Source organism: Klebsiella sp. MPUS7, assembly GCF_009905335.1.
Classification (GTDB): Bacteria; Pseudomonadota; Gammaproteobacteria; order Enterobacterales; family Enterobacteriaceae; genus Klebsiella; species Klebsiella grimontii.
Genome location: NZ_CP047604.1, coordinates 2,322,344 through 2,335,316 on the forward strand (window position 1 = coordinate 2,322,344; position 12,973 = coordinate 2,335,316).

12 protein-coding genes are annotated in these 12,973 nt (G+C 60.2%); 10 read left to right on the top strand and 2 right to left on the bottom strand.

Annotated elements, in window-relative coordinates:
• Positions 1-503 precede the first annotated feature (503 nt).
• Positions 504-716: a fumarate hydratase FumD gene (fumD, locus tag GUC22_RS10910; protein WP_004132406.1), complete on the top strand. Its 213-nt coding sequence runs from the start codon at positions 504-506 to the stop codon at positions 714-716.
• 26 nt (positions 717-742) lie between these two features.
• On the opposite strand, the gene GUC22_RS10915 is transcribed toward fumD, so the two are convergent.
• Positions 743-1,381, bottom strand: a complete 639-nt coding sequence (locus GUC22_RS10915; RefSeq protein WP_004132404.1) for a TetR/AcrR family transcriptional regulator — start codon at positions 1,379-1,381, stop codon at positions 743-745.
• A 126-nt stretch (positions 1,382-1,507) separates the two neighbouring features.
• Between GUC22_RS10915 and GUC22_RS10920 the strand changes: the two genes are divergently transcribed.
• From GUC22_RS10920 to GUC22_RS10930, 3 genes are all read left to right on the top strand, one after another.
• Positions 1,508-3,361 carry a bifunctional sugar phosphate isomerase/epimerase/4-hydroxyphenylpyruvate dioxygenase family protein gene (locus tag GUC22_RS10920; protein WP_154948035.1) on the top strand — a complete coding sequence of 618 codons (1,854 nt, stop codon included), beginning with the start codon at positions 1,508-1,510 and terminating at the stop codon, positions 3,359-3,361.
• Positions 3,362-3,440: 79 nt separating this feature from the next.
• The gene (locus GUC22_RS10925; RefSeq protein ID WP_024357903.1) at positions 3,441-4,760 is read left to right on the top strand and encodes an MFS transporter; all 1,320 of its coding nucleotides are present in this window, start codon (positions 3,441-3,443) and stop codon (positions 4,758-4,760) included.
• A gap of 31 nt (positions 4,761-4,791) precedes the next feature.
• Complete coding sequence (locus GUC22_RS10930) at positions 4,792-5,628, top strand: shikimate dehydrogenase family protein (protein ID WP_064342825.1); 837 nt, start codon at positions 4,792-4,794, stop codon at positions 5,626-5,628.
• 63 nt (positions 5,629-5,691) lie between these two features.
• On the opposite strand, the gene GUC22_RS10935 is transcribed toward GUC22_RS10930, so the two are convergent.
• Positions 5,692-6,498, bottom strand: a complete 807-nt coding sequence (locus GUC22_RS10935) for a DNA-binding transcriptional regulator (RefSeq protein WP_049088730.1) — start codon at positions 6,496-6,498, stop codon at positions 5,692-5,694.
• A 190-nt stretch (positions 6,499-6,688) separates the two neighbouring features.
• Between GUC22_RS10935 and GUC22_RS10940 the strand changes: the two genes are divergently transcribed.
• The 6 genes from GUC22_RS10940 to mhpE are packed head-to-tail and all read left to right on the top strand — an operon-like array spanning position 6,689 to position 12,958.
• Positions 6,689-8,356: a bifunctional 3-(3-hydroxy-phenyl)propionate/3-hydroxycinnamic acid hydroxylase gene (locus GUC22_RS10940; protein ID WP_160183509.1), complete on the top strand. Its 1,668-nt coding sequence runs from the start codon at positions 6,689-6,691 to the stop codon at positions 8,354-8,356.
• A 1-nt stretch (position 8,357) separates the two neighbouring features.
• A complete protein-coding gene (mhpB, locus tag GUC22_RS10945) occupies positions 8,358-9,302 on the top strand; it encodes a 2,3-dihydroxyphenylpropionate/2,3-dihydroxicinnamic acid 1,2-dioxygenase (RefSeq protein WP_004132396.1) in 945 nt (314 codons plus the stop codon).
• A gap of 17 nt (positions 9,303-9,319) precedes the next feature.
• Positions 9,320-10,186, top strand: a complete 867-nt coding sequence (gene mhpC / locus GUC22_RS10950; protein WP_064342823.1) for a 2-hydroxy-6-oxonona-2,4-dienedioate hydrolase — start codon at positions 9,320-9,322, stop codon at positions 10,184-10,186.
• 9 nt (positions 10,187-10,195) lie between these two features.
• Positions 10,196-11,002 (top strand): 2-keto-4-pentenoate hydratase, encoded by an 807-nt coding sequence (gene mhpD, locus GUC22_RS10955; protein WP_024357908.1) that lies wholly within the window; start codon positions 10,196-10,198, stop codon positions 11,000-11,002.
• A complete protein-coding gene (gene mhpF / locus GUC22_RS10960) occupies positions 10,995-11,945 on the top strand; it encodes an acetaldehyde dehydrogenase (protein WP_064342822.1) in 951 nt (316 codons plus the stop codon). Before mhpD ends, mhpF begins: the two co-directional genes overlap by 8 nt.
• Positions 11,942-12,958 (top strand): 4-hydroxy-2-oxovalerate aldolase, encoded by a 1,017-nt coding sequence (gene mhpE, locus GUC22_RS10965; RefSeq protein ID WP_024357910.1) that lies wholly within the window; start codon positions 11,942-11,944, stop codon positions 12,956-12,958. The genes mhpF and mhpE overlap by 4 nt, the downstream gene beginning before the upstream one ends.
• The last annotated feature ends 15 nt before the right edge of the window (positions 12,959-12,973 follow it).

Here is a 12,973-nt window from a genome sequence, read left to right on the forward strand (position 1 = left end):
TTAATCTTTAAGTTGTGAAGGATAGGGATGGGGAATCTGACTCCGTGGGCGCACTGCCGCAGAGTTAAACCTGTATTACGAAAGTTGCTATGCCACGCTCTAAGGATAGGTGACAACAAAAGAGCGTGCAGAAGAATGTGTGCTGGCGGTTCAGCCCATGAAAAGAGGCAACGTGTTATGCGTTTAGTCATGCAATCCAATGCGCTGAAACCATTCAATAAGAATTTGTTGGGCATTATACGTTGCCCAATCCAAAAAAGAAAATGAAAACCATGTTTCATTTCTATAGTTACATACTTAACAAAATGCAAACTAATCCTATGCTTATGCGCAACACATTTTTTCATCACCTGACAAGATAAAGAGGGTGGAAACGCGGGTTTATTCACAAGTTTGGCCGGGAAAATCGGTCTCTGAGGCGAAAACGGCGCGCTGGTTTGCTTTAAGCGGGAAATATATCAATAATGATTTGATTGATAATGAAAATTTGAGAGCGGAATACGATGGGAAACACAGCCAAAGATGAGGCGTTGTATCAGGAAATGTGCCGGGTGGTCGGTAAAGTCGTGCTGGAGATGCGCGACCTGGGCCAGGAGCCGAAGCATATCGTTATCGCCGGCGTGGTGCGTACCGCCCTCGCGAACCCAAAGGTCAAACGTTCCGCCCTGACGCAGGAAGCGATGGAGAAGGTGGTCCACGCGCTTTCCGGAAGCTAGACGCCTCCGGGCACTACCCGCGCGCTTCAGGAAATCACGAAGCGGATCACCGCTTTTACCGCAATATCGCAGTGGTGGGCGACCATGGCCTCATCATCGATCGCCGGCATCGGATCGTCCAGGTACAGGCTGCTAAAGGTATAAAAGTTCGACACCTGATAGAAGCTAAAGCTGCTGATCAATCGATGCACATCGCGCGCTTCCAGCCCCGCCTGAAACACGCCTTGTCGCTGACCGCGCTGAAGAATATCTTCCAGAATCGACAGGGCGGTGCGGTTTAGCGGTTTCAGCTGGCCCGAGCTTTTCAGCCACTTCCCGCGCTGCATGTTTTCCATACAGATGACCCGCATATAGTCGGCGTGGGTGGCGTGATAGCGCACGCTCCACTTCACCAGCTGCACCAGCGCCTCGACCGGCGGCACGTTTTCCAGCCCAAGCTGCTGCTCGGTTTCGCGGATCCTTGCGTAGACGTGCTGCAGCACGGCCTGATAAAGCTGCTCTTTGGTCTTGAAGTAATAGACCACCATGCGTTTGGTGGTCTGCGCTTCGGTGGCGATTTGCTCCATCCGCGCCCCCGACAGTCCATGCTCGGCGAAAACGGTAATGGCGGCGGCGAAGATCCGCTCTTTCAGAGACTGCGCTTCATCATGAGCAACGACGGACATAACGGCTCCTTTTCTTGAGATGCAAAAAATACACATATTGATCACAATTTAGCAACCAATCATGGCGCGATTGAACCAAATGATACATATTCAGGTCATTACCTCAGCCAATGACCCGAGGACACTATGTTGCGCTCCATCGCCACCGTCTCGATCTCCGGTACCTTACCCGAAAAGCTCCATGCCATCGCGGCGGCAGGCTATCAGGGCGTCGAAATCTTCGAAAACGATCTGCTCTATTATACCGGTACCCCGGCTGATATCCGCCACCTGGCGGCAGATTTAGGGCTAAAAATCACGCTTTTTCAACCGTTTCGTGATTTTGAAGGCGCCAGCCGCAGCCAGTTCGCCGTCAATATGGAACGCGCCAGGCGCAAATTTGCGCTTATGCATGAGTTGGGCTGCGACACTATGCTGCTGTGCAGCAACGTTCAGCCGGACTGTTCCGCCGACGTCGAGCTGCAGATCGCGGATTTGCGCGCCCTGGCTGAACTGGCGGAGCAGGAACAAATCCGCATCGGCTACGAGGCGCTGGCCTGGGGCACCCACGTCAACCGTTGGCATCAGGCCTGGTCACGGGTCAAAAGCGTCAACAGTCCGGCGCTGGGCATTGTGCTCGATAGCTTCCACGTGCTGGCGCGCGGCGACACGCTGCAGCGGCTAGGGGAAGTACCGCCGGAGAAAATCACCTTTGTGCAGATGGCCGATGCGCCGCTGATGAAAATGGATATTCTGGAGTGGAGCCGGCACTTCCGCTGCTTTCCCGCTCAGGGGCAGCTGCCGCTGGTGGATTTTGCCTGCGATCTTACCCGCTGCGGCTATCGCGGTCCCTGGTCGCTGGAAATTTTCAACGACAGCTTCCGGGCGTCGCCCAACGGCGCGACGGCGAAAGATGGCTATCGCTCGCTGCTGTGGCTGGAAGAGCAGGTCCGTCAGCGGCTACCGGAAAGCCGGGCGCCGCTTTTTGCTCCCGTTGAACTGCCCCTCTACGCCGGGCTGGAGTTTATCGAGTTTGCCACCGCGCCGGCGCAGGCGGGCGAGCTCGGACAAAGGCTGGCGCAGCTCGGCTTTGCCGAGGAGGGGAGCCATCGCTCAAAACGGGTCTCCCTCTGGCGCAACGGCGGGGCGCGGGTGGTAGTCAACGCCCAGCCGCACAGCTGGGCCGACCATTTTCACCAGCGTCACGGGGTTTCCCTCTGCGCCATGGCGCTGCGCGTCAGTCAGAGCGCGGCGATCGTGGAACGCGCCCGCGCATACGGCTACGCCACCTGGCAGGGCGATGCCGGGCCGAATGAAAGCCCGATCCCGGCGGTTTGCGCGCCGGACGGCAGCCTTATTTATCTGATTGAGGTGGGGGATGACATCTATACCCGCGATTTTCATCTGCGCGCGAACCTCACGCCGCGCGACGATTATCAGGGTATCGATCATCTGGCTCTCGGCATGGAAGCGGACAGCCGCGATAACTGGATCATTTTTTTCCGCAGCGTTTTCGGCTTTATCCTCGAGCATGAACAAACGCTACCCGATCCGTACGGGCTGGTGCGCAGCCTGGCGGTACGCAGTCCGCAGGGCGACATTCGCCTCGCGCTCAATATTTCGCAAAGCCGCGCCACGCAAATTGCCCGTTCGGTCGCCTGTTATCAGGGCGCCGGTTTACAGCACGCGGCGTTTGCCTGCCGCGATTTACCCGCCACGCTCGCCAGCCTGCCGCAGATTGCGGTCGAGGCGCTGCCCATCCCGGCGAACTATTATGACGATCTGCTGGCCCGTTTTGGCGAAGACGCTCAGGTTAACCTTTTGAAGAATCATCAGATTCTTTATGACCGCGATGGAGACGGCGGGGAGTTCCTGCATCTTTATACCCGCCCATTTTCTGCCGGACGCTTTTTCTTTGAATTGACCGAGCGGCGCAACGGTTACGCACTTTATGGTGCTGTAAATGCAGCTGTACGCTTGTCAGCAATGCAGTACACCTAGTAATGTAGCAGATGGTTCACAACCCAACGTCGCAAACACAATAACAACATCCGGCTGTACCCTATGACAGGAAACGACTATGAACTCTTATAGCCATAATCAGACGACGGCGGCCTCCGCGTCCGGCGCGCGGCCTTCCCGGCGGCGTATCGGTATCCTTGCGCTGCTGGCGGTCGGCACCATGATCAACTATCTCGACCGCACGGTGCTGGGTATCGCCGCGCCGCAGCTGACCGCAGAGCTGGGGATTGATGCCGCGATGATGGGCATCGTATTCTCCGCCTTCGCCTGGACCTACGCGCTGGCGCAGATCCCCGGCGGCATCTTCCTTGACCGCTTTGGTAATAAAGTCACCTATTTTCTGGCGCTGACCCTGTGGTCGTTATTCACCCTGTTCCACGGCATGGCGGTTGGCCTGAAAAGTCTGCTGCTGTGCCGCTTTGGCCTCGGCGTCAGCGAAGCACCCTGTTTCCCGGTAAACAGCCGGGTAGTGAGCGCCTGGTTTCCGCAGCAGGAGCGCGCCAAGGCGACGGCGGTCTATACCGTCGGCGAATATCTCGGGCTGGCCTGCTTTGCGCCGCTGCTGTTCTGGATAATGGGCAGCTTCGGCTGGCGAGCGCTGTTTATTAGCGTCGGCGCCGCCGGGGTGTTGTTTGCGCTGGTGTGGTGGCGCTGCTACCGCGAGCCGCATGAGGATAAACATCTCAATCAGCTGGAGCGCGAGCACATTATCAACGGTGGCGGAATGTCCACCGGCGCGGAGCAGCATACCGCCTTTAGCTGGCCGCTGGTTCGCCAGCTGCTGGCTAAACGGCAGATCCTCGGCGCCAGCATCGGGCAGTTCGCCGGTAATACGGTGCTGGTCTTCTTCCTCACCTGGTTCCCGACCTATCTGGCCACCGAGCGCCATATGCCGTGGATCAAAGTCGGCTTCTTCGCCATCATGCCGTTTCTCGCGGCGGCGGGCGGCGTCATGTTCGGCGGCTGGGTCTCGGATAAGCTGCTGAAGGCCACCGGCTCGGCAAACCTCGGGCGTAAGCTGCCGATTATCGCCGGTCTGCTGATGGCGAGCACCATTATCGCCGCCAACTGGCTGACCAGCGATCTGGCGGTGATCCTGGTGATGTCGTTCGCCTTCTTTGGTCAGGGGATGGTTGGACTGGGCTGGACGTTAATCTCCGATATCGCGCCGAAGGGCCTTGGCGGACTGACCGGCGGCCTGTTTAACTTCTGCGCTAACCTTGCCGGGATCCTGACGCCGCTGATTATCGGTTTTATCGTTGCGGCCTCCGGCAACTTCTTTTACGCGCTGATTTATATCGGCGGCGCCGCGCTGCTGGGCGTAGCGGCCTATCTGTTTATTCTCGGCGATGTTAAACGTATCGAACTTTCGCAGTAGCGCAGTAGCGCAGTAGCAAAAGGAGCAGCAAATGGTGATTAGTGGAAATACGCGGCTGATAGCGCATCTTGGCTACCCGACCGCGAAGTTTAAAGCGCCGATGATTTACAACCCGTGGCTGGTTCATCAGCAGGTTGACGCCAAAGTGGTGCCGATGGGCGTGAAGCCTGAGGATTATGCCGCCTTTGTGCCGATGCTGTTTAAGATGACCAATATTATTGGCGCGCTGGTCACCATGCCGCACAAAATCGCCACCTGCGGGCTGGTGCAGCGTCTGAGCCCGACGGCGGCGATAGCGGGGGCGTGCAACGCGATTCGTGCCGAAGCCGACGGTACGCTGAGCGGCGATATGTTTGACGGCGAAGGCTTTGTCCTCGGTATTAAACGTAAAGGTTTCCAGACGCGAGGGGCGCGGGCGCTGGTGGTGGGCAGCGGCGGCGTCGGCTCGGCTATTGCCGCTTCGCTGGCGGCGGCGGGCGTCAGCGCGCTGACGTTGTACGACGTCCGTTCGCGGACGGCTGAAGCGCTGGCCGGGCGTCTGCTTCAGCACTATCCTCGGCTGGATATTACGCTGATGCGGCGCGATCCGCAGGGGCACGATCTGGTGGTCAACGCCACGCCGCTGGGGATGAAAGAGGGCGATCCGCTGCCGTTAGATCCGCAGCGCCTGACGCCGGGCACCTTTGTCGGCGAAGTGGTCATGGCCCAGGAATTCACCCCGTTATTGCAGGCGGCGCGGGCGGCGGGCTGCCCCATACAGCGCGGCACCGACATGCTGTTTGAGATGATCCCCGCTTACCTTCGTTTCTTCAATCTGCCGGTGGCGACGCCGGAACAGCTGCGCGAGCTGGCGGAAATTCGCTACTGAAGCCGGAACTGCGCCAGGCCTGCCGGAGATATCTGCCAGGCCTGGGTTCCTTTCAGAACCAGCCTATCCGTAAAAAACCTCTTCATCGGACATCCGTTCCTCAATCTGACCGGCGACCTTTTGCAACGAGGCGAGGTACTTTTGCGCCGCCTGGTCGATAGTCATGGCCTGGGCCATATACACCAGGTTCAGGCAGCCGATAACCCGCAGCTGGCGGCGAATGGGGACGGCAATGGAGGCGATTTTCTCCTCCTGCTGCCAGCCGCGAAAGTTTTCACCGTAGCCGTTTTGCCGGGTGCGTTCGAGGATGGCGGCCAGCTTCTCCGGCTCGCGCGCCAGCTGATACTCCGCTTCCGGCCGGGCGGCCAGCATCTCAACGATCGGGCTTCGTTCATGCTCCGGGGCGAAGGCCAGCCAGGTTAATCCGGAGGCGGTCAGCAGCAGCGGCAGTCGGCGGCCGACCATCGCCCGGTGGAAGGAGAGGCGGCTGAAGCGGTGGGTAGTTTCGCGCACGACCATCGCATCGACGTCGAGAGTCGTGATATCGGTAGGCCATAAAACCTCCCGCAACAGCTCGCCAAGCAGCGGCGTGGCGAGGGCAGAAATCCAATGTTCGTCACGAAATCCCTCACTTAACTGACGCACTTTAATCGTCAATCGGAAGCTGTCATCGGAGCGGCTGCGGCGCACATATCCCTCATCCTGTAGCGTTTCCAGTAGCCGCCTGACGGTGGTGCGGTGCAGGCCGCTAAACTCGGCCAGGGTGCCAACCGTCGCGCCTCCGTCGAATTTATTTAACAAATTTAATAACAATAAGCCGCGGCTTAAACCGCGTACCGTTTTGTAATCCGCCGACGCATCTTGGTCCATACTGCCTCAATAAACATCAAATTAAACAATGATGTGCACCTGGTGCACGTTAGGTGATGTTTTGATTGTAGCGCAAATCACCGCCCCTATACTGACCTCACTATAAAAATAAATTCACATTTAGTTAACAAATTACCGCGTTGATTTTTCTGCAATGTTGGTAATGCGTCCGAAGCGTGAGGTTTTGAAAATGACAACATCTAATCCTGATATTCAACCGGCCGTACAGCACACCGCCCAGGTTGCGATTGTCGGCGCCGGTCCGGTGGGCCTGGCGATCGCCAACTACCTCGGGCAAATGGGCGTGAGCGTCCTGCTGATTGAGAAGCTCGAGTCGCTGATCGACTATCCCCGCGCCATCGGTATTGACGATGAGTCGCTGCGGGCAATGCAGGCGGTGGGGCTGGTAGACAAGGTGTTGCCGCACACCACGCCGTGGCACGCGATGCGCTTCATGACGCCGAAAGGGCGCTGCTTTGCCGATATCCAGCCGATGACCGACGAGTTTGGCTGGTCGCGGCGTAACGCGTTTATTCAGCCGCAGGTTGATGGGGTGCTGTACGCAGGCCTGAGCCGCTTCCCCAACGTGCGTTGCCTGTTTTCCCGTGAAGTGGAGGCTTTTAGCCAGAATGGTGACAACGTCACGTTAAATCTCAAAGGCAGCGCTGGCGAACATGAAACCGTACGCGCCGACTGGCTGGTGGCCTGCGACGGTGGAGCGAGCCTGATTCGCTGCACGCTCAATATCCCCTTCGAAGGGAAAACCGCGTCGAATCAGTGGATTGTTATCGATATTGCCAACGACCCGCTGGCGACGCCGCACGTCTATCTGTGCTGCGATCCGGTGCGCCCGTACGTGTCAGCCGCGCTGCCGCACGGGGTACGGCGCTTTGAATTTATGGTGATGCCCGGCGAAACCGAGGCCCAGCTCAGCGAGCCGCACAAGATGCGCCAGCTGCTGAGCAAGGTGCTGCCGGACCCGGACAACGTCGAACCGATCCGCCAGCGCGTCTACACCCATAACGCGCGTATCGCCGAACGCTTTCGCGTCGATCGCGTGCTGCTGGCGGGCGACGCCGCGCACATCATGCCGGTGTGGCAGGGGCAAGGCTATAACAGCGGCATGCGCGACGCCTTTAACCTGGCGTGGAAGCTGGCGCTGGTGGTGAACGGCAAAGCTGGCGAAGCGCTGCTCGACAGCTACCAGCAGGAGCGGCGCGATCACGCCAAAGCGATGATCGACCTGTCGGTGACCGCTGGCAACGTGCTGGCGCCGCCGAAACGCTGGCACGGCACGGTGCGCGACGGCATTTCGTGGCTGCTCAACTATCTGCCGCCGGTCAAACGCTACTTCCTTGAAATGCGCTTCAAGCCGATGCCGCAGTATCGCGAAGGCGCGCTGCTGGTGGAAGGCGAAGGCAAAACGTCCCCGGTAGGCAAAATGTTTATCCAGCCGAAGGTCACGCTGGAGGACGGTCAGGTGACGCTGCTGGATGAGGTGATTGGCGCGAACTTTGCCATCATCGCCTGGGGCTGCAACCCGCTATGGGGGCTTAACGACGAGCAGATAGCCCGCTGGCGCGCCGTCGGCGTGCGGTTTATCCAGGTGGTGCCGGAGGTGCAGATTCATTGCGATCAGGACAACGTACCCGGCGTCATCCGCCTTGGCGATACGCAAAACCGCCTGAAAAGCTGGTTCGCGCAGCACGATACCGCCATCGCCGTGGTGCGTCCGGACCGCTTTGTCGCCACCGTGGCCATCCCGCAAACCCTGAGCAAAAAGCTCGACGCGCTGGCAAGCAAGATGCGGCTGGCGGCCTCCGCGCAGGCGGCAACGACGATTGAACAGGTGGCCTGATATGAACGCGTATCTTCATTGCCTCTCGCATACCCCGCTGGTGGGCTACGTTGACCCGGAACAGGCGGTGCTGGACGAAGTGAACGGCACCATCGCCGACGCGCGGGCGCGCATTGCCGCCTTCGACCCGGAGCTGGTGGTGCTGTTTGCCCCCGATCACTACAACGGCTTTTTCTACGATGTGATGCCACCGTTTTGTTTAGGCATCGGGGCGACCTCTATCGGCGACTTCAGCAGCGCCAGCGGCGTTTTGCCGGTGCCGACGGCGCTGGCGGAGGCCTGCGCCCACGCGGTGATCAAGGACGGTATCGATCTGGCGGTTTCCTACTGCATGCAGGTGGACCACGGCTTTGCGCAGCCGCTGGAGTTCCTGCTCGGCGGGCTCGACAGGCTGCCGGTTCTGCCGGTGTTTATCAACGGCGTCGCCTCGCCGCTGCCGGGCTTTCAGCGTACCCGCATGCTGGGCGAAGCCATCGGCCGCTTTCTGACCACCCTCAATAAGCGGGTATTAATTCTCGGCTCCGGCGGCCTGTCGCATCAGCCGCCGGTACCGGAGCTGGCGAAGGCCGATGCCCCTATGCGCGACCGGCTGCTGGGCAGCGGCAGGCAGCTGCCGCCGGACGAGCGTGAACTGCGCCAGCAGCGGGTGATTAGCGCGGCGAAACGGTTTATCGAGGACCAGCACTCGCTCTATCCGCTCAACCCGGTCTGGGATAACCGCTTTATGAGCCTGCTGGAGCAGGGGCGGCTGACGGAGCTGGACGCCATCAGTAACGAAGAGCTGTCGGCGATGGCCGGGAAATCAACGCACGAAATTAAAACCTGGGTGGCCGCATTTGCCGCGCTATCCGCATTTGGCCGCTGGCGCTGCGAAGGTCGCTATTACCGACCAATCCCCGAGTGGATTGCCGGGTTTGGCTCGCTGAGCGCCGCCGCGCAGAACTGAATTAACGGGAGAAGATGATGAGCTACCAACCGCAAACCGAAGCCGCCACCAGCCGTTTCCTCAACGTTGAGGAGAACGGAGAGACATTACGCATCCATTTTAACGACTGCGGGCAGGGGGATGAAACCGTGGTCCTGCTGCACGGTTCAGGTCCTGGCGCCACCGGCTGGGCCAACTTTAGCCGCAATATCGACCCGCTGGTGGAGGCGGGCTACCGGGTCATTTTGCTGGACTGCCCCGGCTGGGGAAAAAGCGATTCAATCGTCAATAGCGGCTCGCGTTCCGACCTGAATGCCCGGGTGCTGAAAAGCGTCGTCGACCAGCTGGATATCAGCAAAGTACATCTGCTGGGCAACTCGATGGGCGGCCACAGCGCGGTGGCTTTCACCCTGACCTGGCCGGAGCGCGTCGGCAAACTGGTGCTGATGGGCGGCGGAACCGGCGGCATGAGCCTATTTACGCCGATGCCGACGGAAGGCATCAAGCTGCTGAACGGCCTGTACCGTGAGCCGACCATCGAAAACCTGAAAAAGATGATGAATATCTTTGTCTTCGATACCCGCGATTTGACCGACGCGCTGTTTGCAGCGCGCCTCAACAATATGCTGTCGCGCCGGGAGCATCTGGATAACTTCGTCAAAAGCCTGGAAGCCAACCCGAAGCAGTTCCCGGATTTTAGCCCGCGTCTCGGCGAAATCCGCGCGCAGACCCTGATCGTCTGGGGGCGTAACGATCGCTTTGTACCGATGGACGCCGGGCTGCGCCTGCTGGCGGGCATTAACGGTTCCGAGCTGCATATCTATCGCGACTGCGGCCACTGGGCCCAGTGGGAGCACGCGGAGAGCTTTAACCAGCTGGTGCTCGATTTTCTGGGGCGTCCCTGAGGAATCCTGATGACAACTTTATCTCTTGAACAACTGGCGCAGCGGCTGCGCGATGCCGAAACGCGCGGCCAGGCCATTGAACCGCTGCGCGATACGCTCGGCGTTGACAATGCGGAAGCGGCCTACGCCATCCAGCGGATGAACGTGCAGCACCACGTGGCGAACGGCCGCCGGGTGGTGGGGCGCAAGGTGGGACTGACCCACCCGAAAGTGCAGCAGCAGTTGGGCGTTGATCAGCCGGACTTCGGCACCCTGTTTGCCGATATGTGCTACGGCGATAACGCCGAGGTCCCGTTCTCCCGGGTGCTGCAGCCGAAGGTGGAGGCCGAAATCGCCCTGCTGCTGAAGCGCGATCTGCCGCATGCCGATACCACCTTTGATGAGCTGTACGCCGCCATCGACTGGGTACTGCCGGCGCTGGAAGTGGTCGGCAGCCGTATTCGCGACTGGTCGATTGGCTTCGTCGATACGGTCGCCGATAACGCCTCCTGCGGCGTTTACGTGCTGGGCAGCCCGGCGCGGCGCCCGGACGGGCTGGACCTGAAAAACTGCGCGATGCGCATGACCCGTAACGAGGAAGAGGTCTCCAGCGGGCGGGGCAGCGAATGTCTCGGTCATCCGCTGAACGCGGCGGTGTGGCTGGCGCGCAAAATGGCCAGCCTCGGCGAGCCGCTGCGGGCGGGCGATATCGTGCTCACCGGGGCATTAGGCCCGATGGTGGCGATTAACGCCGGCGATCGCTTTGCCGCCCATATCGACGGTTTAGGTTCAGTGGCGGCGACCTTTGTCGCCAAAGAGGAAGAGAGTGATGAGTAAACGTAAAGTCGCCATTATCGGCTCCGGTAATATCGGCACCGATTTAATGATCAAAATTCTGCGCCACGGGCAGCATCTGGAAATGGCGGTAATGGTCGGCATCGACCCGGAATCCGACGGCCTGGCCCGCGCCCGGCGCATGGGCGTCGCCACCACGCACCAGGGGGTGGGCGGCCTGATGCAGATGGCCGAATTCGCCGATATCGATTTTGTTTTTGATGCCACCAGCGCCGGGGCGCATGTGAAAAACGACGCCGCGCTGCGCGAAGCTAAACCGGGGATCCGGGTGATCGACCTGACCCCGGCGGCCATCGGCCCGTACTGTGTGCCGGTGGTCAACCTCGAGGCCAACCTTGCGGAGGGTAACGTCAATATGGTCACCTGCGGCGGCCAGGCGACGATCCCGATGGTGGCGGCGGTCTCCCGGGTGGCAAAAGTGTACTATGCGGAGATCATCGCCTCGATTGCCAGCAAATCCGCCGGGCCGGGGACGCGCGCCAATATAGATGAGTTCACCGAGACCACCTCGCAGGCCATCGAGAAAGTCGGCGGGGCGGCGAAAGGCAAAGCGATTATCGTGCTGAACCCGGCGGAACCGCCGCTGATGATGCGCGATACCGTTTATGTTCTGAGCGAAGCGGCATCACAGCAGGACATTGCCGCTTCGATCGCCGAGATGGCGGCGGCGGTGCAGGCTTATGTGCCGGGGTATCGCCTGAAGCAGCAGGTGCAGTTTGAGGTGATCCCGGAAGATAAACCGGTAAACCTGCCGGGCGTCGGCCGCTTCTCCGGCCTGAAAACGGCGGTTTACCTTGAGGTCGAAGGGGCGGCGCACTATCTGCCAGCCTACGCGGGCAACCTCGATATTATGACGTCGGCGGCGCTGGCGACGGCGGAGAAAATGGCCCAGGCGATGAACGACGCGGCGGGAGAAGCAGCATGAACGGTAAAAAACTCTATATCTCGGACGTGACCCTACGCGACGGAATGCACGCGATTCGCCATCAGTACTCGCTCGACAATGTGCGCCAGATTGCCCGCGCGCTGGACAGCGCGGGCGTTGATTCGATAGAAGTGGCCCACGGCGACGGGCTGCAGGGCTCCAGCTTTAACTACGGCTTCGGCGCGCACAGCGACCTGGAGTGGATTGAAGCGGCGGCGGAGTCGGTCAGCCAGGCGAAAATCGCCACCTTATTGTTGCCCGGCATTGGCACGTTGCACGATCTGAAAAACGCCTATCAGGCCGGGGCGCGGGTGGTGCGGGTGGCGACCCACTGCACCGAGGCGGATGTCTCGGCGCAGCATATCGCCTTCGCCCGCGAGCTGGGCATGGACACCGTCGGCTTTCTGATGATGAGCCATATGACAGCCCCGGAGCAGCTGGCGCAGCAGGCGCTGAAGATGGAGTCCTACGGCGCGACCTGTATCTACGTGGTCGATTCCGGGGGGGCGATGAATATGCGCGATATCCGCGATCGCTTTCGCGCCCTCAAGGCGGTGCTGAAGCCGGAAACCGCCACCGGGATGCACGCGCACCATAATCTGAGCCTCGGCGTCGCCAACTCGATCGCCGCGGTGGAAGAGGGCTGCGACCGTATCGACGCCAGCCTGGCGGGAATGGGGGCCGGGGCGGGCAACGCGCCGCTGGAGGTGTTTATCGCCGCCGCCGACAAGCTCGGCTGGAATCACGGTACCGATCTGTATGCGCTGATGAACGCCGCCGATGAGCTGGTGCGCCCGCTGCAGGATCGCCCGGTGCGGGTTGACCGCGAAACCCTGGCGCTGGGCTACGCCGGGGTTTACTCCAGCTTTCTGCGCCACAGCGAAGCGGCCGCCGGGCGCTACGGCCTGAGCGCGGTGGATATTCTCGTCGAACTCGGCAAGCGGCGGATGGTGGGCGGTCAGGAAGATATGATCGTCGACGTCGCGCTGGATCTGCTTAAGCGTAAAAAATAAAAGCAACGCGCGGCT

Bases quoted from the DNA above. Each gene is read 5' to 3' on its own strand.
- GUC22_RS10930 (WP_064342825.1), top strand. From the start codon at position 4,792: ATGGTGATTAGTGGAAATACGCGGCTGATAGCGCATCTTGGCTACCCG.
- GUC22_RS10935 (WP_049088730.1), bottom strand. From the start codon at position 6,498: ATGGACCAAGATGCGTCGGCGGATTACAAAACGGTACGCGGTTTAAGC.
- mhpE (WP_024357910.1), top strand. From the start codon at position 11,942: ATGAACGGTAAAAAACTCTATATCTCGGACGTGACCCTACGCGACGGA.
- GUC22_RS10920 (WP_154948035.1), top strand. From the start codon at position 1,508: ATGTTGCGCTCCATCGCCACCGTCTCGATCTCCGGTACCTTACCCGAA.
- mhpF (WP_064342822.1), top strand. From the start codon at position 10,995: ATGAGTAAACGTAAAGTCGCCATTATCGGCTCCGGTAATATCGGCACC.
- GUC22_RS10925 (WP_024357903.1), top strand. From the start codon at position 3,441: ATGAACTCTTATAGCCATAATCAGACGACGGCGGCCTCCGCGTCCGGC.
- mhpD (WP_024357908.1), top strand. From the start codon at position 10,196: ATGACAACTTTATCTCTTGAACAACTGGCGCAGCGGCTGCGCGATGCC.
- GUC22_RS10940 (WP_160183509.1), top strand. From the start codon at position 6,689: ATGACAACATCTAATCCTGATATTCAACCGGCCGTACAGCACACCGCC.
- fumD (WP_004132406.1), top strand. From the start codon at position 504: ATGGGAAACACAGCCAAAGATGAGGCGTTGTATCAGGAAATGTGCCGG.
- mhpC (WP_064342823.1), top strand. From the start codon at position 9,320: ATGAGCTACCAACCGCAAACCGAAGCCGCCACCAGCCGTTTCCTCAAC.
- mhpB (WP_004132396.1), top strand. From the start codon at position 8,358: ATGAACGCGTATCTTCATTGCCTCTCGCATACCCCGCTGGTGGGCTAC.
- GUC22_RS10915 (WP_004132404.1), bottom strand. From the start codon at position 1,381: ATGTCCGTCGTTGCTCATGATGAAGCGCAGTCTCTGAAAGAGCGGATC.